Annotated in this window: 23 protein-coding genes; 8 read left to right on the forward strand and 15 right to left on the reverse strand. The window is 67.5% G+C overall.

Going from position 1 to position 24,262, the window contains the following annotated elements; genetic code table 11:
- Positions 1–3 precede the first annotated feature (3 nt).
- The 8 genes from AB0L71_RS27245 to AB0L71_RS27280 form a co-directional block, all read right to left on the reverse strand.
- Complete coding sequence (locus AB0L71_RS27245) at positions 4–606, reverse strand: hypothetical protein (protein WP_365247761.1); 603 nt, start codon at positions 604–606, stop codon at positions 4–6.
- 11 nt (positions 607–617) lie between these two features.
- Entirely contained in the window at positions 618–806 is a 189-nt protein-coding gene (locus tag AB0L71_RS27250) for a hypothetical protein (RefSeq protein ID WP_365247763.1), read from the reverse strand.
- A gap of 35 nt (positions 807–841) precedes the next feature.
- Positions 842–1,093, reverse strand: a complete 252-nt coding sequence (locus tag AB0L71_RS27255) for a hypothetical protein (RefSeq protein ID WP_362450908.1) — start codon at positions 1,091–1,093, stop codon at positions 842–844.
- 139 nt (positions 1,094–1,232) lie between these two features.
- Complete coding sequence (locus tag AB0L71_RS27260; protein WP_365247765.1) at positions 1,233–3,455, reverse strand: cell division protein FtsK; 2,223 nt, start codon at positions 3,453–3,455, stop codon at positions 1,233–1,235.
- A gap of 156 nt (positions 3,456–3,611) precedes the next feature.
- The gene (locus tag AB0L71_RS27265) at positions 3,612–3,980 is read right to left on the reverse strand and encodes an RRQRL motif-containing zinc-binding protein (protein ID WP_365247767.1); all 369 of its coding nucleotides are present in this window, start codon (positions 3,978–3,980) and stop codon (positions 3,612–3,614) included.
- Entirely contained in the window at positions 3,980–4,624 is a 645-nt protein-coding gene (locus AB0L71_RS27270; RefSeq protein WP_365247769.1) for a GGDEF domain-containing protein, read from the reverse strand. The genes AB0L71_RS27265 and AB0L71_RS27270 overlap by 1 nt, the downstream gene beginning before the upstream one ends.
- Positions 4,621–5,646: a DUF2637 domain-containing protein gene (locus tag AB0L71_RS27275; RefSeq protein ID WP_365247771.1), complete on the reverse strand. Its 1,026-nt coding sequence runs from the start codon at positions 5,644–5,646 to the stop codon at positions 4,621–4,623. The genes AB0L71_RS27270 and AB0L71_RS27275 overlap by 4 nt, the downstream gene beginning before the upstream one ends.
- Complete coding sequence (locus AB0L71_RS27280) at positions 5,643–5,939, reverse strand: hypothetical protein (protein WP_365247773.1); 297 nt, start codon at positions 5,937–5,939, stop codon at positions 5,643–5,645. The genes AB0L71_RS27275 and AB0L71_RS27280 overlap by 4 nt, the downstream gene beginning before the upstream one ends.
- A 652-nt stretch (positions 5,940–6,591) precedes the next feature.
- Here AB0L71_RS27280 and AB0L71_RS27285 point away from each other — a divergent pair.
- A complete protein-coding gene (locus tag AB0L71_RS27285; protein ID WP_365247775.1) occupies positions 6,592–7,350 on the forward strand; it encodes a helix-turn-helix transcriptional regulator in 759 nt (252 codons plus the stop codon).
- A gap of 2 nt (positions 7,351–7,352) precedes the next feature.
- Positions 7,353–7,826 (forward strand): NUDIX domain-containing protein, encoded by a 474-nt coding sequence (locus tag AB0L71_RS27290; protein ID WP_097967342.1) that lies wholly within the window; start codon positions 7,353–7,355, stop codon positions 7,824–7,826.
- On the opposite strand, the gene AB0L71_RS27295 is transcribed toward AB0L71_RS27290, so the two are convergent.
- The 5 genes from AB0L71_RS27295 to AB0L71_RS27315 form a co-directional block, all read right to left on the reverse strand.
- Complete coding sequence (locus tag AB0L71_RS27295) at positions 7,814–8,386, reverse strand: HD domain-containing protein (protein WP_365247777.1); 573 nt, start codon at positions 8,384–8,386, stop codon at positions 7,814–7,816. The two genes, AB0L71_RS27290 and AB0L71_RS27295, sit on opposite strands and share 13 nt — an antisense overlap.
- Entirely contained in the window at positions 8,383–8,802 is a 420-nt protein-coding gene (locus AB0L71_RS27300) for a GntR family transcriptional regulator (protein ID WP_365247779.1), read from the reverse strand. Before AB0L71_RS27300 ends, AB0L71_RS27295 begins: the two co-directional genes overlap by 4 nt.
- Positions 8,803–8,916: 114 nt before the next feature.
- On the reverse strand, positions 8,917–11,646 hold the full coding sequence (locus AB0L71_RS27305) for an ATP-binding protein (RefSeq protein WP_365247781.1): 2,730 nt from the start codon (positions 11,644–11,646) through the stop codon (positions 8,917–8,919).
- 100 nt (positions 11,647–11,746) lie between these two features.
- Positions 11,747–12,232, reverse strand: a complete 486-nt coding sequence (locus AB0L71_RS27310; RefSeq protein ID WP_365247783.1) for a hypothetical protein — start codon at positions 12,230–12,232, stop codon at positions 11,747–11,749.
- Between the two features lie 528 nt (positions 12,233–12,760).
- Entirely contained in the window at positions 12,761–14,410 is a 1,650-nt protein-coding gene (locus AB0L71_RS27315) for a bifunctional NAD(P)/FAD-dependent oxidoreductase/class I SAM-dependent methyltransferase (RefSeq protein ID WP_365247785.1), read from the reverse strand.
- 76 nt (positions 14,411–14,486) lie between these two features.
- On the opposite strand from AB0L71_RS27315, the gene AB0L71_RS27320 reads away from it, so the two are divergent.
- Both AB0L71_RS27320 and AB0L71_RS27325 read left to right on the forward strand, forming a co-directional pair.
- Positions 14,487–15,044: a helix-turn-helix domain-containing protein gene (locus tag AB0L71_RS27320; RefSeq protein WP_365247787.1), complete on the forward strand. Its 558-nt coding sequence runs from the start codon at positions 14,487–14,489 to the stop codon at positions 15,042–15,044.
- A gap of 387 nt (positions 15,045–15,431) precedes the next feature.
- The gene (locus AB0L71_RS27325; protein ID WP_365247788.1) at positions 15,432–15,743 is read left to right on the forward strand and encodes a hypothetical protein; all 312 of its coding nucleotides are present in this window, start codon (positions 15,432–15,434) and stop codon (positions 15,741–15,743) included.
- Positions 15,744–15,916: 173 nt separating this feature from the next.
- Here the strand turns inward: AB0L71_RS27325 and AB0L71_RS27330 are convergent, their stop codons facing one another.
- Entirely contained in the window at positions 15,917–16,855 is a 939-nt protein-coding gene (locus tag AB0L71_RS27330) for an FAD-dependent oxidoreductase (protein ID WP_365247789.1), read from the reverse strand.
- A 46-nt stretch (positions 16,856–16,901) separates the two neighbouring features.
- Positions 16,902–17,480 (reverse strand): class I SAM-dependent methyltransferase, encoded by a 579-nt coding sequence (locus tag AB0L71_RS27335; protein WP_365247791.1) that lies wholly within the window; start codon positions 17,478–17,480, stop codon positions 16,902–16,904.
- A 958-nt stretch (positions 17,481–18,438) separates the two neighbouring features.
- Between AB0L71_RS27335 and AB0L71_RS27340 the strand changes: the two genes are divergently transcribed.
- The 4 genes from AB0L71_RS27340 (at position 18,439) to AB0L71_RS27355 (ending at position 24,242) form a co-directional block, all read left to right on the forward strand.
- Positions 18,439–20,136 (forward strand): helix-turn-helix domain-containing protein, encoded by a 1,698-nt coding sequence (locus tag AB0L71_RS27340; RefSeq protein ID WP_365247793.1) that lies wholly within the window; start codon positions 18,439–18,441, stop codon positions 20,134–20,136.
- A 218-nt stretch (positions 20,137–20,354) separates the two neighbouring features.
- Positions 20,355–21,731 (forward strand): diaminopimelate decarboxylase, encoded by a 1,377-nt coding sequence (locus AB0L71_RS27345; protein WP_365247795.1) that lies wholly within the window; start codon positions 20,355–20,357, stop codon positions 21,729–21,731.
- Complete coding sequence (locus tag AB0L71_RS27350) at positions 21,728–22,561, forward strand: M55 family metallopeptidase (protein WP_365247797.1); 834 nt, start codon at positions 21,728–21,730, stop codon at positions 22,559–22,561. The genes AB0L71_RS27345 and AB0L71_RS27350 overlap by 4 nt, the downstream gene beginning before the upstream one ends.
- Positions 22,562–22,799: 238 nt before the next feature.
- On the forward strand, positions 22,800–24,242 hold the full coding sequence (locus tag AB0L71_RS27355) for an amino acid permease (protein WP_365247799.1): 1,443 nt from the start codon (positions 22,800–22,802) through the stop codon (positions 24,240–24,242).
- Positions 24,243–24,262: the final 20 nt, after the last annotated feature.

Genomic DNA, 24,262 nt, shown 5'->3' on the forward strand with positions numbered 1-24,262 from the left:
GAGCTAACGGTGTTCGGTGTGCGTGGGAAGCTCGGGCAGACCGGCGTCTGTGAGCGTCTGCGGGTCGAAGCCGGGCAGGGCGGCGCGGGTGATGAGCGCGGTGGCGAGCTGCTCGGCGTAGGCGGCGCCGGAGCGGGCGACCTCGATCTGTGCGCCGGCCCGCAGAGCCTCTACGCGTTCGACGTGACCCTGTTCCTCGCGGCGCTTCGTTGTCTGCCGCTCGTAGTCGACGGTGTCGCGCCGGTCGGTGCGCCAGTAGCGTGCGGCGATGCCGTAGGCCGCGGCGGTGGCCACAGCCCACAGCAGCAGCGGGAGGGGAAGGCCGTCGGCGTATCCGGCGACGCCTGCGAGGGCGAGCCCTCCGGACGTAGCGAACGCGGTTCCGGCGATGACGGAGTCACCGGCGCGACCGGCCGACGCGAAAGCGCCGGCTGTTGCCGCTCCGGCTGCGAGCACGACCATCAAGGCGGCGTTGCCGGCGGAGTGTTCGGCGCCGTTGGCGTTCCAGATCCGGCCCAGGATCAGCACGGTGGAGGTGGCGACGGCTGGGGCGATCTTCGGGGCCGCGAGTGCGACCCAGTGGCGTTGGATGAGGGGTTCGTTCATGGCGTGCCCCTTCACAGGTCGGGAACGGCGTGGATGACGGCGGTGGTGAGTTCGTTGATGGGTCCGGATGCGCCGGTGGAGGCGAGGAAAAACCCGAACATGACGGCGATGAACGCGGCGCCCCAGCTGAGGGTGTTGGAGCGGAGCAGGAAGAACAGGACGAGTCCGAAGAGCAGGACGAGCGAGACGGTGACGGCCACGGCGGGCCCCTTTCCGGTGCAGTGAGGGTGAGTGCTCAGCGGGTGCCGTCGCGGTGGAGGCGGGCGGCGACGTTGTAGAGGTGGCGTCCGATGCGGATGCGTTTGCCGGTGGCCTTGCAGCGGCGGCAGTCCTTGCCGCGCTTGGCCCGGCCCTTGCGGTCGGTCTTGGTCGCGAAGCCCCAGCCGCGGCACTTGCGGCAGTCTCCGAACGGCGAGACCGCACACAGACCGCTGTAACTGAGTGTGATGAGCAGGAGGAGTGCGCTAGCGAGCAGGGCAGGGGTCATGAAGGGCCTCCCGGGCCTGTTTCGGGGGTTTACGCAGGTGGGGCGCTAGAGGCTAGTTGGCTGATCAAGTAGCGAATGTGCCGCTAGCGGTGCCGCTAGACCTAGCGGGGTGTGCTGCTAGGTCTAGCGGCGAGCGGGGCTAGCTGGCGTCCCGGTTTCCGTCACGCTCCGCGATCGCGGTAAGGATGTGGGAGCGCTCGATCCCGCGCCGGTTGGCGCCCTTCCCGGCTTCGGTCTTGCCCCAGACCTGGCCGGTGCTGACGCCGTGCGGCTTGAGGGCTGCGGCCAGCTGTTCGGGCTCCCAGCCGCCGTAGACGTCCGGCCGGAGCTCGGAGAGACGGGCCACGACGACTTCGGACCACAGCTTCGGCTCTTCGACCGGCACCACCGCGAGGATGTCCGCGAGGAGATCGAAGCCGCTGGTCTCTCGGTCCTCGAAGACCTCTCCGGCCGCGTGGCCGGTGAGGGTTCCGGCGGCTTCGCGCAGACGGCGGGCCCGCAGCCCGATCACCTCGGCGGTGGGGGCGTCGACGTAGACGGAGGAGACGATCCGTGCGTCGGCGCCTTCACCGACGAAGTAGTGGATGCCCTTGTCCTTCCAGCTGAACATCGTGGCCCGGAGCCCCCGCTTGTAGGAGGAGGTACCGAGGACCATGTCGTTCTCCAGCTGGCCCATGACCTTCAGGCACCACCGGGCCGACGCGTTCGCCGAAATGCCGGTGGGCAGGGCCTTTGCGTCCGGGCGCTGCGTGGCCAGGAGCAGGACGATGCCGGTGGCGGGTCCGCGCTTGACGAGGTCGGTGCAGATCTCTTCGAACTCGGCCCCGTGCCTTGGGTGCTCGAACCAGACCTGGCACTCATCCACCCCGATGACGATCGGGTGCAGCCCGAGCTTGGGCTTGTTCGCCAGCTCGGACGTCACCTTCGACTCCGGGCAGATGTCTCGCGGCAGAGACCGGATCATCTTGGCCCGGCGGCGCAGCTCGGTGCGCAGTTCCCTCAGGTCAGCCAGCGCGTATTCGATGTCCTCGTCATCGTCCCCGGCACGGTGGCGGTGCGAGACCCGCTCGCCCACCGGGTCGAGGTCGCCGGTGCCCTTGAGGTCGTAGGTGTGGAGCTCGGCGCGGTTGTCGAGTGCTGCGATGAGCAGGAGCAGGCGGAGCAGGAACGTCTTGCCCATGCGGGGGATCGCTCCGATGACCCCGGCGATGTACATCAGGGTGATCTCGACCCACCGGCCGCGCTGGTCGGTGCCGAAGGAGACCGGCTTGAACAGGTCGACCGCCCCGCCCTTGATCAGCGGCCATGCGGGCTTCGTGGCCGTGGACATGTCCTGATCACCGACCCAGAGCACGAGACGGCCGGTGTGCTCGTCCGGGACGGCTTCGGGCCACACACACCCCAGCGGGCGGCGCAGGCCAGAGGCCAGCTTGTCGCGGCGCTCGATGACGTCGGTGACCGTCACGCCGTACGGGAGATCTCCCTCCGCGCGCCATCCGGGGCCGTCGCGGGTGATCGGGGCGGTGAACGTGAACCCGTCCCGACCCTTGCTCTGCACCTGGTTGATCGCGGTGATCCCGAGAGCCCCGAGGGCCCGCAGCACGATGTCACTGGTGAGCTTGGGCGCCTTGGTCATCTCCACGGCGCGGGTGATGACCGGGGCGTCGGCCTGAGTGCCGGCCGACCCGAGGGCCAGCAGCAGAGCCCCGGCCGAGAGGGCTTGGAGCCAGCCGGGGGCGAGGACGTAGATGGCGAGCGCGACACCGAGCCCCACGAACATGCCCAGCACCGCGACGAGGGTGCGGAGCCGGACCCGGCCGTCACGCTGCCGGGAGAGCTTGAGGTACTCGGCTGCGTCCTCGCGCCGGACGGAAGCGAGCCGGACCGGCTCGCCCTCCCGGTCGGCCACCCACCGCATCGTCCCGCCCATGAACTTCGCCGCCCCGACGGGGGCTTGGAAGGTGAGGCGGGCGGCGTAGTACGGGGAGCGCACTGCGTGGTACCCGGCCAGGTGCCCGTAGTGCCCTGCTGCCCACCGGGTCGCGGTCCGCAGCTCGGCCGCCGACCGGAGCCAGGCGGGGACGATCGCCCGGCGCTTGGCCCCGATGATCCGGCCCATGAACCCGGGCCCGACTTCGGCCGGGCCGTCGACCATCATCGGCTCGTCCGGGTCGCCCGACCCATCACCCGACCGTCCGTGGGTTGAGTCGGCCGACCGGTCGGCGTGCGGGTCGGCCGACTCGGTCCGGGCCGACCGAGCCTTGTCGAGGTCGACCACTTCCCCACCCGAGTCGGGCGCGGTGGGGGCAAGCATGTCGGCTTCGAGTCGGTTGAAGAGTTCGCTTTCGTCGTCGTGATTCACTGACTGTCCTTCCTGGACAAGGGAGTGGACGCGGGCCCGGCCGACGCTGTGAGAGGTGAGCGGTCGGGCCCGCGGTTCAAGGCTGAGGTGCGAGAGGGCCGCCAACTATCCGCGGTTTCGTATAGTCATGGCCCCGGCCTCACACCTGGCTACGGCCTACGAGTAGGCGCAGGTGGGGCACATGCCGAGTGAGGTCGGGATGCAGTACCCGGCATCCACGCGGCACTTCGGGCAGGTGCGGCGGGCGAGCATCGCCTTGGCGAGCGCTGCCGTACGGCCCGGGGTCATCGGGCGTACCGGCTTGGCCCGGTCAATGCGGTAGAGGTAAGCGACGGCCACACCGGCTTTGCGACGGCGCGAGCGGCGCATGATCTGCGCGGCCACCTCCTGCCCACCGGGCCGCAGCCCGCGGGCACGCAGCTGGCGGCGAGTGGCGTAGCCGTCGGGTGCGTACTTCCACGGGAACGTCGGTATCCCGTGGAGGGCGCCGGTCGGGTCGTAGCACTTGCCGAACGCGGGGGACATCAGGCTGCGTCCCGAGGTCCGGCGAGTGCGGTGCCGCGTCGGCCGGCACGACGGCCGGACCACGTGGCGAGCAGCCTGCCGAGCCCTGCTCGCCGCACCCCGGCCCGTCCCTGCTTTGCTGCGTACATCGCTTCATCCGCCCGGCGCAGCAGACCGGACAGGTCCTCGCCGGGGTGGTCTGCGGCACGGACCCAGCCGAGCGACACGGTGGTGTGCACTGCCGGGTCCATGCCGTCTGCGGGGCGGGCGAGCACGCCGTGCAGGACGGCGAGGAGGTCTGAGACGGTGCCGTGGTCGTCGATGACGACGGCGGCGAACTCATCGCCCCCGAGCCTCCCGGCGACACCGGCCTTGCCGACGTAGTGGGCCAGCCGGTCCGCGGTTGCCCGCAGCAGGGCATCCCCTGCTGCGTGGCCGTAGTTGTCGTTGATCTGCTTGAAGCGGTCGACGTCCGCGAGGACCACCACCGCCCGGGAATCCTTCAGCAGGGTGGAGGCTCGGCGGGTGAAGCCGTCCCGTGTGTGCAGCCCGGTGAGCGGGTCCCTTCGAGCGCTACGCAGGGAGCGGCGCAGCCACAGCGAGTGGACCGACCATCCGGCCGCGAGCGGCCCGGCCGCGGCGAGGGCGGATAACAGAGTGTTCATGCCGCCACCTCCCCGCCCGTGTCGTCACCGTCGTTGTCCAACTCGGTGTCCACGGAATGCAGCGGGAGAGCGGCGCGCTCCGCCTTGAGGGTGTCGCGCAGGCTGCGGGCGGTCGCCGCAGAGACGCGTACCGCCTCACGGATGCCGTCCGCGGTCAGTGCCGCGTCCGGCCACGCCTCAGTGACCTTCCGGGCCTCGGCCATGATCTCGTCCGGGGACCGCCGCGGCTTCGGCTTCGGCTTGGCACTGCGGCGAGCAGGCTTGGCAGGCGCTTTGGGCTCCGCCTTGGGTTTCTCGCTGCCGTCCTGCTTCGGGGCCGGTGCCGGGTCAGCGTTGGCGGGCGGTGCCTGCTCGGTGGCGGGGTTCAGATCCCCGAGCTTGAGCAGGACACGTTCCCGGCGGGGCGTCTGTGAGCGCCACCGGCGGCCGTGCCGCTCGCGCAGCTCGGCGCGGGCCAGCAGCCGTTCCCGCTCCCGGGCCAGGGCATCGGCGTAGGAGGTGACTTCCCATAGCGTCATCCGGCGCCACAGGGCGAACGTGGAGGGGAAGGCGAGCAACCACCGGGAAGCACGGATCTTGTCCATGCGGCGGCCGGTGACGGCGCCGATGCGGGAGGCGTAGATGTGGGCGCCGATCTCGGAGAACACCACCCACAGCAGCGGCATCGTCCCGTGCGCGACCTTGGCCCACAGGCCGTGTCCGGCGGAGATGTTCAGTCCGCAGGTCACCAGCGTCAGGATCCAGGGAACGAACCGGACCCAAGCCAACGCCATGTCCATCCGGATCAGCAGCAGGTTCGCCACCGAGAACACCGGGATGGACACGTCCATGCCGACCGGAACCATCCATGGCTCACCGAATCCCCACCGCGCTGCCGCAGCCGAGACCGCGTCGAACGAGGAGATCAGCCCGAGTGCGCCGACACCGGCCGCAGCGAGCGCACCGACACCGGCCAATCCCAGTTCCGGACGGGTCAGCGGCGGAACCGCCGGCCGATCCGTGCTGTGCGTTGTGGTCGTCATGCCGCCGCACCGCCTCGGTACTGCCGTCGGCCGGCCGCTCGGCGGGTGGGGAGGAGAGCGACGTTGAAGAGCTCCGGGGCGTGAGCCTCGATCGCCTCGGCGGCGACCTGGCTCACACGGTCGGGCAGGTCGGGGTTGTCGGCGAGGATGCTGCGGGCGGCGTCCAGACGGGCCGCGCGCTCCATCTCGCTCTCGCCCTCCACACCCAGCCAGAGGTCCAGCGGGGTGCCGAGGGCCAGTTCTACGAAGTCGATGTCCGAGACGACCTGGTGGCCGCCGATGTGCATGCGCATGAGAACTCCAGGGCTACGAAGGGATCGGGAACCGGGGCGGTCGCGGTCTTTTGGCGAGAGGCGACACCCCGGGTGCAGCGGAACAGATGGTGATGGTGATCAATGAAGCGATCAGCCACCGAGCGGAGGGGCACAGGGCTTCACCTGTCGGCCGATGCCACGGCCAGCAGGTCCCGAGCCTGGGAAAATCGGGTGCGTCATCGTCGCTGCTCTGACGCCAGCAGGGCGGCGTGCCAACGGGTGGCACCCAGTTGCGCTTAGGTGTTCTCCAGAGCCGTTGCGCAGAAGGTTGGGCCGCCGGGTGACGTCACCCGGTCACCGCGGGAACGGGGACTTCCACCCCGTCATTCGTTCTTGGCACGCTGTTCAGTTCTCAAGCCACGAGCGCTTCCTTCGAACCCGTTTCACGGGGCTCTCCGAGCGCAGGTAGAGCCGTTCACCGCGATCGCCCAGGTGATGCAGTACCTCTATTACAGGTACTGCATCGACTACCGTCAAGCTCATCGACGGAACCTCTGGGCTCTGCGCCGGAACTTCTTGGCGCACCATCAGCATTGCTGCAGGCCAGGGGCGTTGGTCACCCCCTCCGTAGACACCTTGGGTACATCTGGCTACCTTCGAGAAGTCCCAAGACGTCCCACCAGGGGTAGAGATGACCAACGAACGCTTACGTTCGGCCCTGCTCGCGCAGGGCATGACCGTCCGCGACCTGGCCGAAGCCATCGACGTGAACGCCAAGACGGTGGAGCGCTGGATCACGCAGGGGAAGGTGCCGTACCGGCGGCATCAGTACGCCACAGCCTCCGTGCTCGCCGTGGACGTCACGACGTTGTGGGACGACGGCAGGTCTGTCGACAGTGCTACCGACCTGAGTAAGGCGGAGATCGTCACGGTCTACCCGCACCGCCACATGGTCCCGAACGGACTGTGGCGGGAGCTGTATGCGCGGGCCCGCAGCCACCTCGATGTACTGGTCTACTCCGGGCTCTGGCTCTCGGAAGACCCTCTCTTCCATAACCTGCTGAAGGCCAAGGTCGAGAGCAACGCACAGGTGCGGATCATGCTTGGGGATCCCGGCTGCGACGCTGTGCGGCAGCGCGGCATAGACGAGGGCCACCGCATCATGGACGGCAAGATCCGCAATGCCCTGGTGAACTATCAACCGCTCTTCGCGAGTCACCCGGATGTTGGCTTCCGGCTCCATGACGCCACGCTCTACAACTCACTCTTCCGTTCCGACGACGAGATGCTCGTGAACACGCACGTCTACGGAATCGGCGCCTACATGGCCCCGGTCCTGCACTTGCGCCGGCTGCCGGGCGGCGGTCTCTTCGACACCTACGCCCGTAGCATCGAACAGACCTGGGGCAGCGCACGCCCGATCACCGACGACGACATGGTGGGAGCCTGAACATGGGACGCATCGACTACCTTCACGACCCGGACGCCCCGCCGGCCAACTCGGTGGTGCCGTCCGTCGTAGCGTTCGTGCGGAACGACGAAGGTGCCGTCCTGCTCATTCAGCGCTCGGACAACGGCCGTTGGGCACTGCCCGGTGGCGGCCACGACGTCGGCGAGTCCATCAGTGACACCGTGGTGCGCGAGGTCTGGGAAGAGACCGGCATCAAGGCCGAAGTCATAGACATCTCTGGGATCTACACCGATCCCGGGCACGTGATGCTCTACGACGACGGAGAGGCACGGCAGCAGTTCAGCATCTGCTTCCGCGCTCGCCCCGTCGGTGGTGACGTACGGACGAGCGACGAAACAACTCAGGTCCGCTGGGTCACCCCAGCGGACCTGTCCACGTACGACATCCACTCGACCATGCGGCTCCGAATCGAGCACGCCATGGACGACGCACGGCCGGCGCCCTACATCGGCTGACGCTTGACCTCTGCAAGCCGCAGCACGACCCGCGCAGTACAGGCGAGGATCTCCGGTTCCGCACGGCGAATGAACGTACCGATGAGACTGTCCGGCCCATACCGACCGGTGATCTCGTTCACCCGGTCCACGGGGTTCGTCGAGGTGCCGTCTGGCGTCGTGTTCATGTCGCAGTAGCAGAGCGCGTCCGCAAGGTCAGGGTGCTCACGCGGGAACTCGCCTTCCAGCTCGTCTCGCATCCCGCGCGCCTCGGCTTCCATCCACGCGCAGGAGTGGTGAGCGACCAGGCACACGATGCGCTCGTCCGCGTGCGCGACGTCCCGGAGGTACCGGGCACCATCCAGCGGGTGAAAGCCAGTCTTGGCCAAGTCGGGCGCGTACCCAATGTCGTGCAGAACGGCCGCGGCCTCCAGGAGCTCGGCATCGTCCCCGAGGATGGGGGCCAGGGTTCGGGCCCGCTCGGCCACACCCTGGCAATGCGCCCACCGACGCGGCAACGGCTCGGCAAGCAGCTTCTCCGCGAGGGGGTACGCCCACTTATTCAATCCCGTGGTCGTCAAGATTCCGGAGACTCCGTTCGCTTCGGCAGCGCCAGGACGCTGCGTTGCTTTCCTTGCCGGGACTCAGACAGCAGACCGGCCGATGCCAGCTTGTCGAGAGCTTTGCCCACAGTGGGCCGCGAGACCCCGAACCGCGAGCTGAGTTCGGCCGTACTCGGGAAGCGTTCTCCGACTCCGAGCTCGTCATCGATAATGACATCCGCCAAGCGCTCATCCAATGGACGCCGGTCGACTGCCTCGCCAGGCCTGATCACTCGCCAGCGCCCTCCAGGCACCGGTTCCGCGACACCTTCCCGTCGAAGAACCGCGAAAACCCGGAGGGCGACACCACGAGAGACTCCGTGCTCCCGCATCAGCTCCTCAGCGGACGGAACCTCGGCCAGCTCGCTGTTTTCCTTGATCTGCATCTTGACCATTTCAGCGATCCTGAGAAATGTCCCTCGTGGACTGGCTTGCTGCGACACTCGCTCCCCCTCCTTGCGACCGGTTGGCCCGACGCTTCAGATGCCGTTGGGGACCAATCCTACCGTTCACTCCCTCACGAATGGCTGAACGGCTACCGTTAGCGGACGGCCCTGGAAGTTGCCCGCTTCCACCCATTCAGTTTTTGAGCGCCGAAAGAATTTTTCGACAGCAGCCACATCCATACCCCATGCTTCTTTCACTGCCAAGCAGAACATAAATCTGAACGCGGATCGGGAGCCATGTCCGGCATTCCTAGGCCAATCCGTATCACTATTTCCCGCAAGCCTAATATTTGAAGAAGCGTCGAATACCAGCACGTCGCCGTCGATGTCGGCCGAAAACATTTCGGAACCAATGTCGACTCTAAAGCTATAGTGATCCGAAACGACGAAACTTGACCTCTTAGATATCCACTGAACGAGGCCAGGGTAATCTAGCCAACCGTCTTGAGTGCGCCAGCAATGCAAATGCCCGGCATCTTTATCCAGCCTCCATGCCATTTCGGCGACGACAGTAGACCATCCCGCGCGATCACTACCCTCGGCTAGGATCGCGAGTTCCCTCATCTGCGAGGATACCCAGTCACCCATCGACGCGTAGCTAACTAGCGGGAATGCAAATTCCCTGGCCGCTCCGTGTGGCCGACCAAGCAAGATGCCGCTCACGTTAGTAAGAGCCGCATTGGTCCTGGCGGGCCCAGCTGTCACGACTGATGCAGTCGGATATGTGAAATCTTCCTCCAATATTTCAGCGTCAAGCATGGCAATACGACCAGCTGGTTTACCCTCCTCGTCATGAACTATAACGAGCCGATTACCGACTCGCCGGGCAATATTCTCAGCTTCGGACTTTCCATCCCATGGATCATCACCATCGATTCCAAAAAAGTCATCGACATCGAAGCCATCATCTGGAAGGGCTAGGAGTCGTCGCATGAGCTTGACGCCATCCATATGCAACCATTCCTGCGTTGTCACAGCACACTTACTATCCCCACCACCAACGAGATCACTTGTCCAAATATCGACTTCGGCAGCGGGCATCAGATATCGCATGAGACTAGTCAAGGTGACATCCTCGACCATTCTCCACGACATTCTTGCAACGATTAGACGCAGCAGAAAGGAGTCGCCATTTTGGGTAGAGATTCCATCATCGAGCTCTTCGCCCAATTGCACTTTGATTGTCGTCCCGGGCTCATCCAGCTGTTCTGCGTGGGTGGCCTTTCGGAGAATCGGTCGGTGCTCTACACCGTTGCTGAATTCAAGCACCCAGGTATCAGCTGGACCGCCAGAGACGGATCGTGACACGACCTGAACTCGGCTTCCCATCATGAAAACCGAAAAAAAGCCAATACCGAACCGACCTGATGGCTCGAACTTGCTCGCTAGCAACCCCGGATTTTCGCGCACAACGTCTGCGCTCAGCCAGGACGTAGTACCAAAGTCAAGAAGTTTCCCCCCCAAAATACCGGGAGTCATCCCAATTCCATTATCACTGCAACATAGCCAAGACCTATTTTCCTGAACCTCTAGCCACAGCGACACTCGCCCTGCAAACGGCCGCCCACCGCGATAGCTAGACAGAGCTTCACGTGCCTTAACCGCATCACAGGCGTTGGTAGTAATCTCCCGCAGAGCGACGACCCAGCTTTTCCCGTACAGCTCATTACCTCCAAGACGACTCACCAGGCCGGCGACATCGCCTACTTTGATTTGCGCTTGAACCGGCTCCCACTCGCGGCAAGGAGCAACAATACTGAATGCCTTTGGCGACTCGACGTTAGCTACACCCCGAGCAGAGAAGGTGGGGCGCCCATTGTCGGCAAGCACGCTGTCTGTGTTGCGCAACTCCTCATCGACTGCTGACAGCGTTTCGTAAGCAAGCCACCAAGCCTTTATCTCGTCTGCCGCGAACCCATCAGGGGCCGTGAAGACTAGCCGTCCGTTTGTCAGATACGGCCTTTGGATTCGAGTTTGGAATAACCAGTGATCTTGAGATAGGGATGGCAAAGTTCTAACTGCAGCGAGAAGGTCGGGCGCACGCGTTGCATCCAGATGGGCCGCATCGGCCGTGCGAAGCAGGCACGCTATTACCAGAGTGTCAACCCGCCAATCGATTGGAGCGAAAGCTGGAGCACCTACAGGCGAAGAGAGGCCTTTGGTCACTTCATCTGAATTCCAGTGGTGACTAGCAGCCACTTTTCCGATTATGCGCCCATACGCTTGCCTGACATCAGGATCATTGATCAGATATGTTGTGCTCTTATCCTGCGCGACCCAGGACTTCGCCGGTAGCTGTTCAGCCACCTCGGCGTGCAACGTACGCAACAAATACTTGTCGGCTTCCGAAGCGAGTGGTTCGGAGGGTGAGGCTAGCTCCATCGGGTGCGGGGACCGGCCATATTTCTTGCGGATCTCTCCAGCGAGGGCGTCGGGCCACTCTCTACGGTCGCGAAGATTCTTCCCCGAAATTTGGTGTGCGGCCCGACTCATAGCCAGATCGTGCACGAGAATGGCGCCACCCAGAACGAAGGCTTCGGCAGGATTCAGAAGAAGATCCGGGCCTGCGATATGATTTGCGATCTCCCACAAAGCGTATGTGTGGCTGCTGTCATGCTGAGTGAATTCAGGCAGGTCGCGCGCGATCTCAGTCGCAAGCTGATTGGCTCTTTCTTCCATGTCCAGAAGAGCACGCTTCAGCTTATCGCGAGCATGGACATGATCAGTAAAGGCATCTTGCGCGAAAGCTTTGCGCCATAGATCGGGCCGGGAAGCATCGTCTGGCTGTACCATTTCTCGATTATGTCCGAGACACAGGATCCTTGCCAAGAGAACTGAAAAAAAAGATGCTCGAACCTCGACTTGCGTCAGCCAGAGACGCTATGATTCAAGATCATTTGATGGCTGGCAGCACTACCAGGGCAACGAGCGTCCACATGATCACGATGGAGACGAGGATGAACAGCAATACGTAGGTCTCGTACCAGCGGAAGAGATTCCTTGAGCTCGGGCGCTGACGAAAACCAACCTTCACCATTTCGTCGGTGATGTCACATTCCTCATTGCGATAATCAAGCCATGAAAGCGCACCAACGATAATCAGAGTCGCGGTGAAGGCGGCAACCATCGTGGTAAGAATAAGTAGACCAATTATGCCACTCTGAGCTGTACCGGGTGGCACTTTCCAATTTCGATACCCAACAAACAATGCCAATGCAGCCCCGACTAATGCGGTGGCCAGAGTTTGATAGATAGCGAGAAATCGGTGGGCATTTTCATTCACTGCATGAATTTGCTGCAGAATGTAGCGATACCGTTCTAGCGCAAACTCGGTTCGAGCTGCACTCAATTCCGGACTGGGCTCCCCTGGCGTCGTCATGTTCCCCCCACCCCTCTGAATCGCATCCAAGCATAGGGTACAAGTCTCCTCGAGGGCCAGAACTAGGGCGGCGGTCCTCTAAGTTGCTGGCAGGTGCCACCTGCCAGCTATTGCTATCGAGCGTCGTCCGCGCCTGCTTGTCGGTTCGTAGCACCAGGGCACCTGGCCGGCCCATGGAGTCGCACAACGCAAGGAGATGGCGGCCAAAGCAAAGAAGCGCAAAATCCGCGAGAAGCGTTAGGCGCTGTTCACGAGACTTCGAGGTTCGCTGGCACAGTCTCATCCGTAGTCTCGTTCGCAGCCGTACGCGGTCGTCCACCATCCCGGTGGGCCTGCCCGTGACCTGGCCAGTGGACCCGCACGAACCAGGAAGAACGCGGCCATGCAGAGTTGGAAAGCGTGTTGGGGGCAACCCCTCACGAGTTCGAATCTCGTATCCTCCGCCATTGCTCTCACCGGGCAATATGTCGAAGGGCCTCACCGTTCGCGGTGGGGCCCTTCGACGTTGCCTCAGTCCTCGTTGCGCGATCAGACCGTTCGTCGAGTCGCGCGCAGTACGACGTCGCTGACGTGGTGGGTGCTGGCCGCGCCGGGGGGTCGTGGCCGGGTTTCGTGGGTCTCGACATCCCAGGTGCCGGGGTCCGCGGTGAGCGCGGCAGCGATCTCGTCGACCCCGACGAACGCCTCCGGGTCGTACATCCGGGTCTGGGTCGCCACGTCCACCGGGTCGCGCAGTGGCGTGAAGTCGTGGTGCACGACCAGGAGCATGCCGCCGGGGGCGACGGCGGCGAGCAGGCTGCGCAGACCGCGCTGGTCGGGCGTGCGCTTGAACGAGCCGTACTGCAGCGAGACCAGGTCGAAGGTCTCGGCGCCGAAGGGCGCGGGATCGTTGGCGTCGCCGTGCACGAGGTTGACGTCGAGCCCGCGGCGTTCGGCCTCGACGCGCACCCGGGCGAGCGCGTTGCCGGAGATGTCGGTGGCGGTCACCTTCCAGGCGTGCTCGGCCAGCCAGAGGGCGTCGGCGCCCTCGCCGGTTCCGACGTCGAGGGCCCGGCCCGGGGCCAGAGGCGTGACCTCGTGGACGAGCGTGCCATTGGGGTTGACGCTCCACGCTCGGTCGGAGCCCCCGTAGCGGTGGTCCCAGTCGGCCTCCTCGCCCGAATGCCGGACGGCCGCGCGCAGATCCTCCTCGGCGAGGCTGAAGGCGATCATGGCGCCGACCTGGCTGCCCTGGGCGGCCGACGGCAGCACCTGCAGGCTCGGGTCGGTGACGTTGCCGGCCGCGTAGATCCCCGGTACGGCGGTCTCGCCGCGCGGGTCGACCGCGAGGACGTCGCCGGCGCCGGTCGGGTGGGGGGTGGTGGTGAGCCCGACTCCGGTCAGCACGTCGGCTCGGGCCTTGAACTGCGAGCCGACCACGACGGCGTCGGCCTCGAGGACGCGACCGTCGCCGAGCTCGACCCCGGACACCTCACCGTCCGGCCCGGAGAGGACCCGGCTGGCCTGGCTGCGCTCGACGGTGACGCCGGAGGCGGCGAGGGCTTCGACGACTCCCTCGTCAAGCCCGGTCGGGTCGTGCAGCACGACGGTCAGCCGGTCGGTCAGGTGCCGGAACAGCGGGGTCGGGTGGAGCCCCATGGGGTGCGTGACGATCTGCACCAGGCGCTGGTCGCGCACCTCGAAGCCGTGGCAGAACGGGCAGTGGATCACGCCGCGCCCCCACGCCTCGGCGACGCCGTCGATCGCGGGGAGCTCGTCGGACAGGCCGGTCGCGGCGAGGACGCGACGGGCCACCAGTGCGTGCCCGCCGGTGAGGTCCAGCCGGAACCGGCCGTCGTCGCGACGGCGCACCCCCACGACTCGGCCGGCGAGCACCTCCGCGCCGTGCCTGCGTACCTCCTCGCGACCGGCCTCCATCAGCTCGCCGGGCGCGATGCCCTCGTGCCCCAGATAGCCATGCATGTGCGCGGCCGGGGCGTTGCGCGGGGTGCCGTCGTCAACCACGACGACGCCGCGCCGCTGGCGGGAGATCTGCAGGACGGCGGCGAGACCCGCGGCCGAGCCGCCGATCACGGCGACATCGCAATGACGCTCCAGGGTGGGGTGTTGCGGGTGGCTGACATGCTCGGTGGGCTCGGACCGGGCCGGGTGCCCGTTGTGTATGGGGTGCTCGCTCATGAGATCCGACGGTACAGCGCCAGGCGCTTTCCGCAAGGACCTTTGCAGAATCAGCAAGGCATGACACGATGGACAGATGAATGGAGTCGCTGACATCGAGGCCCTTGCACGGTCGCGTCTGCGCAGCATGCGCACCACACTGGGATACTCCCTCGACGAACTGGCCGAGCGCACCAACCTCAGCCCGTCGACGATCAGCCGCATCGAGACGGGCAAGCGCACGCTCAGCATTGACGTGCTCGTGCCCCTGGCCAACGCCCTCCAGGTGAGTCTGGACGCGCTCTTCGAGGTGCCCACCGACGACGACGTGGTCATCCGTCCGGTCGCGCACAGCAGCGGCACGCGGACGACGTGGCCGCTGAGCCGTCCGGACGGACGCACGGTAGCGGTGAAGATGCGCCTTGAGCCGTCCGACGCGTCGCCCTGTCAACGGGTACACCCGGGCCACGACTGGTTCCTCGTCCTGGAGGGACGCGTGCGACTGTGGCTGGGCGAGCGGCAGATCGACGTCGGGACAGGAGAGGCGGCGGAGTTCGCGACCATGGTCCCGCACGCGATCACGGCCCTGGACGGTCCAGCCGAGTTGGTCATGGTCTTCGACCGTGACGGACAGCGCGCGCACGTGCACCAGTGAGCTCGACGCCTGTGAAGGAGCACGGCAGCCACCGAGGGTCGCGCGAGGGTCCCGGGGGTCGCAGTCCGGGCTGCATTCATGGTCGTCCGGGAGTGTTCATCTGAGCGATCCAGTAGGGCTGCGCCGTAGTTCAGGACGCCCGCGAACCCGACCGGACCCCCGCACGAACAGCTGGAAAGCGTGTTTGCATGCCCGAATGACCCGACGGCATTGCGCGGTTGGACGGCAGTCAGCTGGTCGCATCGCCTCGCGGTACACGCGTCCGGACGGAGGTCGAACCACATCACTGGAGGGAAGAAGCCGTTTCCGCGGGGCGTCAGACCGACCACAAACCCGGTTTACCGGAGGAGCTCGGGCAGCCAGGCTGGGATCATGCCTCGCAGAATCATGTTCGTACAGCTCAAGACGGGCTACGACACCGACCGCGGCCCTTCGTGGATTGAGTGGGTGGACTTCTCCAAGACCTGGAAGTCGGCCTACTTCCAGGGGCGAACGCTGCGGCGTGCCACGGGTATCGGCTTGTTCGACGCGAACTTCTACGATGTCGAAACCGGCGAGGAGTTCTGGATCTCCGGACCGAAGCGCGACCGGAGTGACACACGGTACGGACCGCAAGAGCCGACCGTGGCCGATGACGCCGCAGACGCTTATCGCGCGTTCCTTCAGGGCGCACCGCTTCCCGGCCGAGAAGCTGGCTAGCCCTGTGCCGCTCAGTTCAAGCGGTAGGCGTCTTCCCACCCCAGCCGATCAGCGAGAAGCAGTACGTCAGCAAGGTGCAGCGCTTGCCCGGAGGCATCGCGCCTGACGCTCCGTCATCCCGACTACGACTTCGCATGGTCGGGATGCCTGCGCGATGGAGTGGATCAGCCGCCTCAGCTCGTGGTGAGCAGCTCCCCGGCCGCGTAGTAGGCGCGCAGCGCGGCCTCGCTGCCGGAGCCCAGGGCAGTCATGATCCGTTGAAAGCGGGCGGATCGGAGGTCGCCGGCCACGATCACGCGGGGATGCTGATCGGTCGGCGGGCAGTATCCGTCCGCGCCGCGGATCAGATCGCCGGACGGGGCGGTCGGCGCGTTCCCGATGCTGAGAAAGGCAGCGTCGCCGGTGACCGTCCTCCTTTCGCCGTTCCGGCCGACCGCTTCCGCTGTCACCGCTGTCCCGTTCCGGGGAATGAGCGTCACACGCTCGACCGGCAGGAGTGTGACGCGGAGGTCGTCGCGGACCTCCTCGATCTTGTACGCGTCGGCTGCCGGGTACGCCACGAGCAGCCGGGTGTCGGTGGTCGGGTGGGCGCGCAGGAAGGTGCCGATGGGGCGATCGCCGCCGAGGACGAGGAGCGTGCGGCCCTCGGCGCCCTCCGCCTCGGCCTGCCAGAGCGGGGGCAGGGTCAGGTCGTCGGGGGCAGCGATCCAGTCGACGTCGCGGGGCTGGAGGGGGCCGACGCCGGTGGCCACGATGGCGTATGGAGCGGTGAGGTGGGTGCCGGCGTCGAGAGTGACGGTGACGCGGGCTTCGTCGGCACGGAGTTCGGTGACGTGGTGGCCGAGTTCGAGGCGGCACAGCTGGGTGCTCCTCAGTTCCGTACCGATGGAGTCGGCGAGCTCGGGGCCGCTGGTGTAGCCGCCGAGCACGTTGTTCAGGGCCGGGATGCGATAGAGGTTGCGGCACAGCGTGTCCGGCTCGATCAGGACGGAGCGCATGCCGACGCTGGCGGCCATGCGGGCGGCAGCGCAGCCGGCCGGGCCGCCACCGATGACGATCAGATCGGTGTCGTCGGTGGCGGGCGAACCGGTGCGGGGCGGCGTGTCTGCCATGGGGCTATTCCAGCACCGGAGCGCAGGCGTACGGGGATTCGGCCGGTCAGACGCGCGTGGCGATGATGAGCCCGGACGACCAGTCGAGCCGGGTCGCGGTCAGCCGCTCGTCGGTGAGGAGGCGCTCCGCCAGGGCCTCCGCACGGGGTCCGTGTCCCTCAGGCCAGGTGGACTGCGGCAGCAGGTCGTCCACGACGTAGAGCGCGCCGGGCGCGAGCAACTCCAGTGTTTCGTCGAGCTGTTCGAACTTGCCGGCCCAGGTGTCCGCGAAGATCAGGTCGAAGGTCTCTCCCGTGAGTTTCCCGATCAGCTCCCCGGCGTCACCATGAACGAAGCTCACCCGTGGATCCTGTCCGAGTTGCCCGCGGGCCACCTCGACGAGTCGGCCCTCCTGCTCCACCGTGAGCAGTTCGGCGTGCTCGTTCATGCCGGCGAGCAGCCAGGCCGTGGACATGCCTGCGCCCGTGCCGAGTTCGAGGATCCGGCCGCCGGGCTTGGCGGCCGCCAGTGTCCGCAGAAGCGCACCGGTCGACGGTTCGCAGGACATCTCGAAGCCGAGGTCCTGACAGGCCTGTGTGAGCAAGTCCATTGTTCTGGACAGCACTTGTGGCTCCGCTTCGGTCATCAGGATCTCCTCGGGATGACGGGTACGGTGCGCGGGTGCCTGGGGATCACACCATCCACGGGTGGGGCGGCGCCAGGCGATTACGGCTGCCGTATGCGTGCGCGGATACCTGTATGCCCCGATGCCGGAATGCGCGGTTCTCCGCGTCACCCTGGCGTCGACTGCCTTCGGTTGGACGTCGACGTGGAACCTCATCTCCCGAGAGGGGCGGTGCGACCGATGACGTTGCCGGCCACTCCACCTGCTGACACGCAGAATCCGCCCGCAGCGAAGAGAAGCAGCCCTGCTCGGGCTGAGGCGGCCGGGATGAGCAGGGCGAAGATCGCGAACCCCAGCTTGAACAGCGGCATGGCGCGGGCTGTCCCGATCAGGCCGGCGACTGTCGTATGAGGAATGCTTCGGCGATACCCCCCGTGCTGCCGGCTGCGAGTCCCCCGGGCCGGGAGACCGCCGGGCGGCCAGGCCGTTCCGCCCCCGCGGGCTTCCACGGGTACCGCGCCCTCGTGACGGGGCCGCGAACCCCTGCGCGTGAACATGCCCAGACATGCGCAGTCCCCGGTATCCCTTCTCGCCTTCCGTCGTTTTCAGTCGTCGCTGAAAGCTCCGGAATCGGAAGGATCTACCGGGGGCCTGGCCAGAGCCAACAAGTGGGTCACTCGGATCAGTGAACGTCTTCACTGACGGTGCGGCTCGCTCCGGTTTTCTGGTGTATTGATGATTTTCCTCCGCATTTGGCATGAGTCAAGGGGTTTGGTCATATTTTCCGATGCACGGACGGAAGGCCGGCGATCTCGCGCCCACGCTGCCGTCCCCCGGGGCTCCGGCCTCGGTTTCGCTAGGGGTTGAGGCGGTGCTGCGCGGCCCGCACCACCGGAAACATCGGTTCGAGGGCTCGGTGCGGTGACCGGAGCCGTAAGGGCCGTGCCCCGCTCCGAGACCATCCGCCCATGATGGAGGCATGGCAACGCACGAACTGGGCCGGCCCGGACCGGACCGGCATGAACCGGACCGGAACGATGCCGGGCCCTCGCTGGAGCAGATCCTCCACCTGGTCGCCCCCGGGATGCTCGATGTCGTCGTGGCGCCGCGCGGCACCGGCATACCGGTGGCCGACGTGGTGCTGCACGACCCCGGTGAGGAGCGGGACGACGAGACCTGGGCGGCGTCCGGGCTGATCCTGCTCGCGGTCGGCATGGAGGTCGCCTCGCCGGACGCGGTCGACGTGCTGCGCGCCGCCGACCGGGCCGGGGCCGCGGCCGTGGTGCTGCGGCGGGGGTCTCGCGGGCCGCGGGCGGCGCTGTTGGAGGCCGCGGGTCAGGGGCGTACGGCACTGCTCACCCGGCGGCCGGGGCAGGGGTGGACGGAGGTGCTCGGTCAGTTGCGTACCGCACTGGCGCAGAGCGCCCCGACCGGAACGACCGGGGTGGAGGGGCTGCGCCTCGGTGACCTGCCGGGGCTCGCCAACACGGTGGCGGATCTGGTCGGTGGCGCGATCACGATCGAGGACCCGCAGTCACTGGTGCTGGCCTACTCGCGGATGGACCACGAGCCCGACCCGATGCGCCGGCTGACCATCCTCGGGCAGGAAGTCCCCCGCTGGCGGGTCGACCAACTGCGCGAGAGCGGCTTCTTCCAGGCCCTGTGGAGCACCGACGACGTCGTGCGACTGCCCGCCGACGACCGGTACGCCGAGCGGCTGGCCATCGCGGTGCGCCACGGGTCGGAGATCCTCGGATCGCTCTGGGCCGCCGCCGACGGCCGACCACTGGCCGAGGACGCCGCGGCGGCGCTGCGCACGGCCGCACGGGCCGCCGTACCGCATCTGTCCCACCACCAGACGTGGGGCCGCGCCGCGGCCCGGGCGCGGGAAGGCGCCGTGCACGCCCTTCTCGACGGGAGCGCGCACGCCGCGCGCACCGCGCACGACGCCGGGGTCGCGCCGGACCTGCCGTACGCGGTGCTGGTCGCGGAGGCGTACGACAGCCGGGACCTGGCTGCCGGGTCCGCCCCGGCGGCCGGGGGCGCGGCCGAGCAGCGGGTGCTGGACGTGCTCGCGCTGCAGGCCGAGGCGTACCGGCCGGGCTGTGTGACCGCGCGGTCGGGACGCCGGCTGTACATCCTGCTCCCGGCGGGGGACGGCGGGACGGATCCGGCGCGTGCCCTGCTGGCGACGGCGCGCTCGGTGCCGCGGAGTGTGGTCTTCGCGGGGATCGGCCCGGTGGCGGCGGGCCTGGCGGGGCTACCCGCGTCGCGTGAGGCCGCGGAGCTGGTGGTGCGGGTGCTGCGGCAGCGGGCCGCGAGCCTGCCGGCCGCGGACATGGTCTCCGCGGTGGCGGGGTTCGGCGAGATGGTTCCCGAGACCTCAGCCCTGCGGGTGCTCGACCGGGTCGAGCCCTTGTGGGAGACCCTGTCGGGTCCCGTGCACGCGATGGTGGAGCACGACCGCGCGCACGGCTCGGAGTACGGCACTTCGGTGGCCGCGTACCTCGACGCGTTCGGCGACACGGCCACCGCCGCCCAGCGGCTGAACGTGCATGCGAACACCTTGCGGTACCGGCTGCGGCGGGCCCGGGAGCTGTTCGGCGTCGACCTGGCCGACCCCACCGTCCGGCTCCTGGCGGACATCGGACTGCGCCTGGCGCGGCGTACGGGGTGAGCGTGACCGACGGGCGTACGGGGTGAACGGCCGAGGCCCGGCGCGCGGCCGACCGTGCGGCAGCAGTGATCGTTGTGCTGTCGTACGGCACAACCTGATCACTCATCCATGGTCGTGCGGGACGAAGACGTAACGGGTGGCGCGGGCCGAAGCTGTGCACAACGGCCGGCGGCTCGACGAGCGCCGTGCACGACCGACGGGTATGGAGTGTGGTTCATGTGACTTCCGGTTCTCCCCATCAGCGCACCGGCGCCCGTGAGGCCGCGCTCGCACGTGCCGTCGAGGACGGTCTGCTCGGCCCGCAGTCGCCCCTGGTCGGCCTCCTCGACGTGGACGGTGTGATCGCCGCGGTCGAGGCGCTGCAGGAGGCGTTCGAGGGACCCGCCGAAGTGCACCACACGTTCGCGGCGAAGGCGTGCGGCCTGGTGCCGGTGCTGCGGCTGCTCGCGGACGCGGGCATGGGCTGTGAGGTGGCCTCGCCGGGAGAGCTGGAGCAGGCGCTGGCGGCCGGGTTCAGCTACGACCGGCTGGTCTTCGACAGCCCCGCCAAGACGGTCGAGGAGCTGGAGTTCGCCCTGACCCACGGCATCGCGTTCAACCTGGACAACTTCCAGGAGATGGCCCGGGTCGACCGTCTACTGGCCGGCCGGGAAGCCTCCGGGCCCATCGGGTTGCGGGTGAACCCCCAGGTGGGCGCGGGCGCCATCGGTGCGATGAGCACCGCGACCGCGACCTCGAAGTTCGGTGTGGCGCTGCGCGATCCGGGGGCCGTCGACGCGGTGATCGATGCCTTCGCACGCCGCCCGTGGCTCAACCGGCTGCACGCCCACGTCGGTTCCCAGGGCTGCCCGTTGCCGCTCATCGCCCAGGGGGTGCGTGCGGCGTACGAGCTGGCCGAGCGGATCAACACGGAGCTGGGCCGCACCCAGATCACCGGGCTGGACATCGGCGGCGGCCTGCCCGTCAACTTCGACAGCGAGGACGACCGGCCGACGTACGCCGACTACGTCGCCGAACTCCGCGCCGCCGCACCCGGACTCTTCGACGGCCGCTACACCCTGGTCACCGAATTCGGACGCTCCCTGCTCGCCAAGAGCGGCACCATCGGCACGCTCGTCGAGTACACCAAGTCGGCCGGCGGCCGGCAGATCGCGGTCACGCACGCCGGGGCCCAGGTGGCGACCCGCACGGTCTTCATGCCCGACGCCTGGCCGCTGCGGGTCGGGGTGTTCGACGCGGCGGGCCGGCCCAAGCAGGGCCCGACCGAGGTCGTCGACATCGCAGGACCGTGCTGCTTCGCCGGCGACCTGACCGCGACCGCGCGCGAACTCCCGGCCGTCGAGCCGGGTGACGTGGTGGCGCTGTACGACACCGGGGCGTACTACTTCTCTTCGCACTTCTCCTACAATTCCCTGCCCAGGCCTGCTGTGTACGGTTATCGCACGGATTCCGGCGGCCAGGTCCAGTTCGCTCTCGTACGCGAGGCCCAGAGCGTGCGCGGCGTGGTCGAGGAGAGCGGACTGTCCCAGGCGGACGCCTTGGTGGCGCTGCGCTCGGACGGTCCCGCGGAGCAATCGAAGGAGGTGGCGGTGTGACACGTGTCTTGATATCCGCCGACATGGAAGGGGCGACCGGCACGGTCTCCCCGGCGGACGTCGAGGCGGGAACGCCACGGTACGAACGGTTCCGCCGCCTGCTCACGCAGGACGTCAACGCCGCCGTCGCGGGGTTCGCCGACGCCGGTGCGGACGAGGTGATCGTCAATGACGCGCACTGCGGCATGGACAACGTGCTCATCGAGGAACTCGACCCCCGCGCGGTCCTGATCGTCGGCCGGCACAAGCCGCTGGGCATGATGCAGGGCCTGGAGACCGGCGTCGACGCGGTGGCGTTCGTCGGGTACCACACCGGTGCGGGGGAGGACGGAGTCCTCGCCCACACCTATCTGTCGCACAGCATCCTCGGCGTACGCATCGACGGCGAGCCCGTCGGTGAGGGCGAGTTCAACGCCCTGGTGTCCGCCGAGGCCCAGGCTCCCGTGGTGCTGGTCACCGGCGACGACGTGACCTGCCGCGACGCCGCCCGGTACGCGCCGGGCTGCCGGACCGTCACGGTGAAGACGGCGATCTCCCGTCACGCCGCGATCTGCCGCACCCCCGCCGTCACGAGCGCCGACATCCGCCGGGAGGCGGCCGCGGCCCTCTCCTCTCCCCCAGCCCGCCCCACCGCACGTCCGACGCCGCACGTGGTGGAGGTCGACGTGGACAGCCGGCACCTGGTGCAGCGCGCATGCGCGCTGGCCGGTGTCGAACCGGCGGGGCCCCGGACCGTCCGCATGGAGACCTCCGACGCCCGGGAGGCGCTGCGCCGCTTCCGCGCGCTGTCCTGGGTGATCGGCGGCGGTCGCGAGGGCGACTGGACCTGATGACCCGGCGCGGCGGCCCCGACCGGGCCGCCGCCGCACCACCCCTGTGACCGTCCGGCGGCCAGAAGCCACGGCCCGGCACACAACGGTCGCTCCCCGCGGAGCCACCGCCCTTCCCGGGGGGAAGCACGCCCGAACGGCGACCGCTCCCCGAAAACACAGCTTTCCCGCCGGACACCCCTCTACGGGAGGGAATCCTCCGCGCCCCTTCACACCGTTGCCCAGGACAGGAGCTGCCATGACTTCCCCCGCACCGCAGAGAGAACCCCAGAGCCCGCAACCAGGACTCAGCCGCTCCCTGCGCAACCGCCACATGTCGATGATCGCGATCGGCGGCGCGATCGGCGCCGGCCTGTTCGTCGGCAGCGGATCGGTGATCAAGACCGCCGGACCCGCCGCGATCGTGTCGTACTGCCTGGCCGGGGCCCTCGTCCTGTGCACGATGCGCATGCTCGGCGAGATGGTCGTGGCCAAGCCGTCCTCGGGTTCGTTCGCCGACTACGCGCGCACCGCCATCGGGCCGTGGGCGGGCTTCACCATCGGCTGGCTGTACTGGTACTACTACGTCATCATCGTGGCCGTGGAGGCCGTGGCCGGTGCGGCGATCCTGCACGCGTGGATCGGGCTCCCGCTCTGGGTGCTGGCGATGGGCCTGATGGTCGTGATGACCGCGACCAACCTGCTGTCGGTGAAGTCGTTCGGCGAGTTCGAGTTCTGGTTCTCCTCGGTCAAGGTCGCCGCGATCGTCGCCTTCCTGATCGTCGGAGGGCTGTACGTCTTCGGTGCCTGGCCCGACGCCTCGTTCGACTTCTCGAACCTGACCGCGCACGGCGGCTTCACCCCGAACGGCTTCACGTCGATCTTCTCCGCGATCGTCGTGGTCATCTTCGCCTTCGGCGGAGCCGAGATCGTCACCATCGCCGCGGCCGAGAGCAAGGAGCCGGAACGCTCCGTCGCCCGCGCCACGACCGGCATCATCTGGCGGATCATCCTCTTCTACGTCGGTTCGATCGTCCTGGTCGTCACCATCGTTCCGTGGGACAGCGCCAAGGTCCTCGCCAGTCCGTACGTCGCGGCCTGGAACATCATCGGTCTGCCGGGCGCGGGCGTCGTGATGGACATCGTGATCCTCACCGCGGTGCTGAGCGTGCTCAACTCCTCGGTCTACGTCTCCTCGCGCATGCTGCGTGCCCTCGCCACCCAGGGCGACGCACCCACCTGGCTGGTGGCGACGAACAAGCGCAACGTCCCGGCCCGCGCGATCCTCGCCGGAACCGTGGTCGGCTGGCTCTCGGTGCTGCTCGCCTATCTGTCCCCGGACACCGTGTTCAGCTACCTGGTGAACTCCTCCGGCGCCATCGCCATCTTCATGTACCTCATGATCGGCGCGTCCCAGCTGCGGATGCGGCGCCGACTGGAGCGCGAGGCGCCCGAACGGCTGACCCTGCGCATGTGGCTCTTCCCCTACCTGACCTGGGTGGTGATGGCCGGCTTCGCCGCCGTCCTGGTGGCCATGGCCGTCATCGGCGACCAGCGCACCCAGTTGTTCACCAGCCTCGGCAGCCTGGCCGTCGTCCTGGTCGCCTACCTGGTGCGCAGGGCCCGCGGCACCCGCCCGCCGAGCCAGGCCGACACCGAGGTCGCGGAGGGGGCCGAGGCCCAGGCCCTGACCACCCACTGACCGGACCCTCCCGCACACGA

This window comes from Streptomyces sp. NPDC052052 (assembly GCF_040680455.1).
Classification (GTDB): domain Bacteria; phylum Actinomycetota; class Actinomycetes; order Streptomycetales; family Streptomycetaceae; genus Streptomyces.

Excerpts from the sequence above, each read along its gene's own strand:
- AB0L71_RS27245 (WP_365247761.1), bottom strand. The coding sequence starts at position 606 with ATGAACGAACCCCTCATCCAACGCCACTGGGTCGCACTCGCGGCCCCG.
- AB0L71_RS27255 (WP_362450908.1), bottom strand. The coding sequence starts at position 1,093 with ATGACCCCTGCCCTGCTCGCTAGCGCACTCCTCCTGCTCATCACACTC.
- AB0L71_RS27265 (WP_365247767.1), bottom strand. The coding sequence starts at position 3,980 with ATGTCCCCCGCGTTCGGCAAGTGCTACGACCCGACCGGCGCCCTCCAC.
- AB0L71_RS27270 (WP_365247769.1), bottom strand. The coding sequence starts at position 4,624 with ATGAACACTCTGTTATCCGCCCTCGCCGCGGCCGGGCCGCTCGCGGCC.
- AB0L71_RS27275 (WP_365247771.1), bottom strand. The coding sequence starts at position 5,646 with ATGACGACCACAACGCACAGCACGGATCGGCCGGCGGTTCCGCCGCTG.
- AB0L71_RS27280 (WP_365247773.1), bottom strand. The coding sequence starts at position 5,939 with ATGCGCATGCACATCGGCGGCCACCAGGTCGTCTCGGACATCGACTTC.
- AB0L71_RS27285 (WP_365247775.1), top strand. The coding sequence starts at position 6,592 with ATGACCAACGAACGCTTACGTTCGGCCCTGCTCGCGCAGGGCATGACC.
- AB0L71_RS27290 (WP_097967342.1), top strand. The coding sequence starts at position 7,353 with ATGGGACGCATCGACTACCTTCACGACCCGGACGCCCCGCCGGCCAAC.
- AB0L71_RS27300 (WP_365247779.1), bottom strand. The coding sequence starts at position 8,802 with ATGGTCAAGATGCAGATCAAGGAAAACAGCGAGCTGGCCGAGGTTCCG.
- AB0L71_RS27305 (WP_365247781.1), bottom strand. The coding sequence starts at position 11,646 with ATGGTACAGCCAGACGATGCTTCCCGGCCCGATCTATGGCGCAAAGCT.
- AB0L71_RS27310 (WP_365247783.1), bottom strand. The coding sequence starts at position 12,232 with ATGACGACGCCAGGGGAGCCCAGTCCGGAATTGAGTGCAGCTCGAACC.
- AB0L71_RS27315 (WP_365247785.1), bottom strand. The coding sequence starts at position 14,410 with ATGAGCGAGCACCCCATACACAACGGGCACCCGGCCCGGTCCGAGCCC.
- AB0L71_RS27320 (WP_365247787.1), top strand. The coding sequence starts at position 14,487 with ATGAATGGAGTCGCTGACATCGAGGCCCTTGCACGGTCGCGTCTGCGC.
- AB0L71_RS27325 (WP_365247788.1), top strand. The coding sequence starts at position 15,432 with ATGTTCGTACAGCTCAAGACGGGCTACGACACCGACCGCGGCCCTTCG.
- AB0L71_RS27330 (WP_365247789.1), bottom strand. The coding sequence starts at position 16,855 with ATGGCAGACACGCCGCCCCGCACCGGTTCGCCCGCCACCGACGACACC.
- AB0L71_RS27335 (WP_365247791.1), bottom strand. The coding sequence starts at position 17,480 with ATGACCGAAGCGGAGCCACAAGTGCTGTCCAGAACAATGGACTTGCTC.
- AB0L71_RS27340 (WP_365247793.1), top strand. The coding sequence starts at position 18,439 with ATGGCAACGCACGAACTGGGCCGGCCCGGACCGGACCGGCATGAACCG.
- AB0L71_RS27355 (WP_365247799.1), top strand. The coding sequence starts at position 22,800 with ATGACTTCCCCCGCACCGCAGAGAGAACCCCAGAGCCCGCAACCAGGA.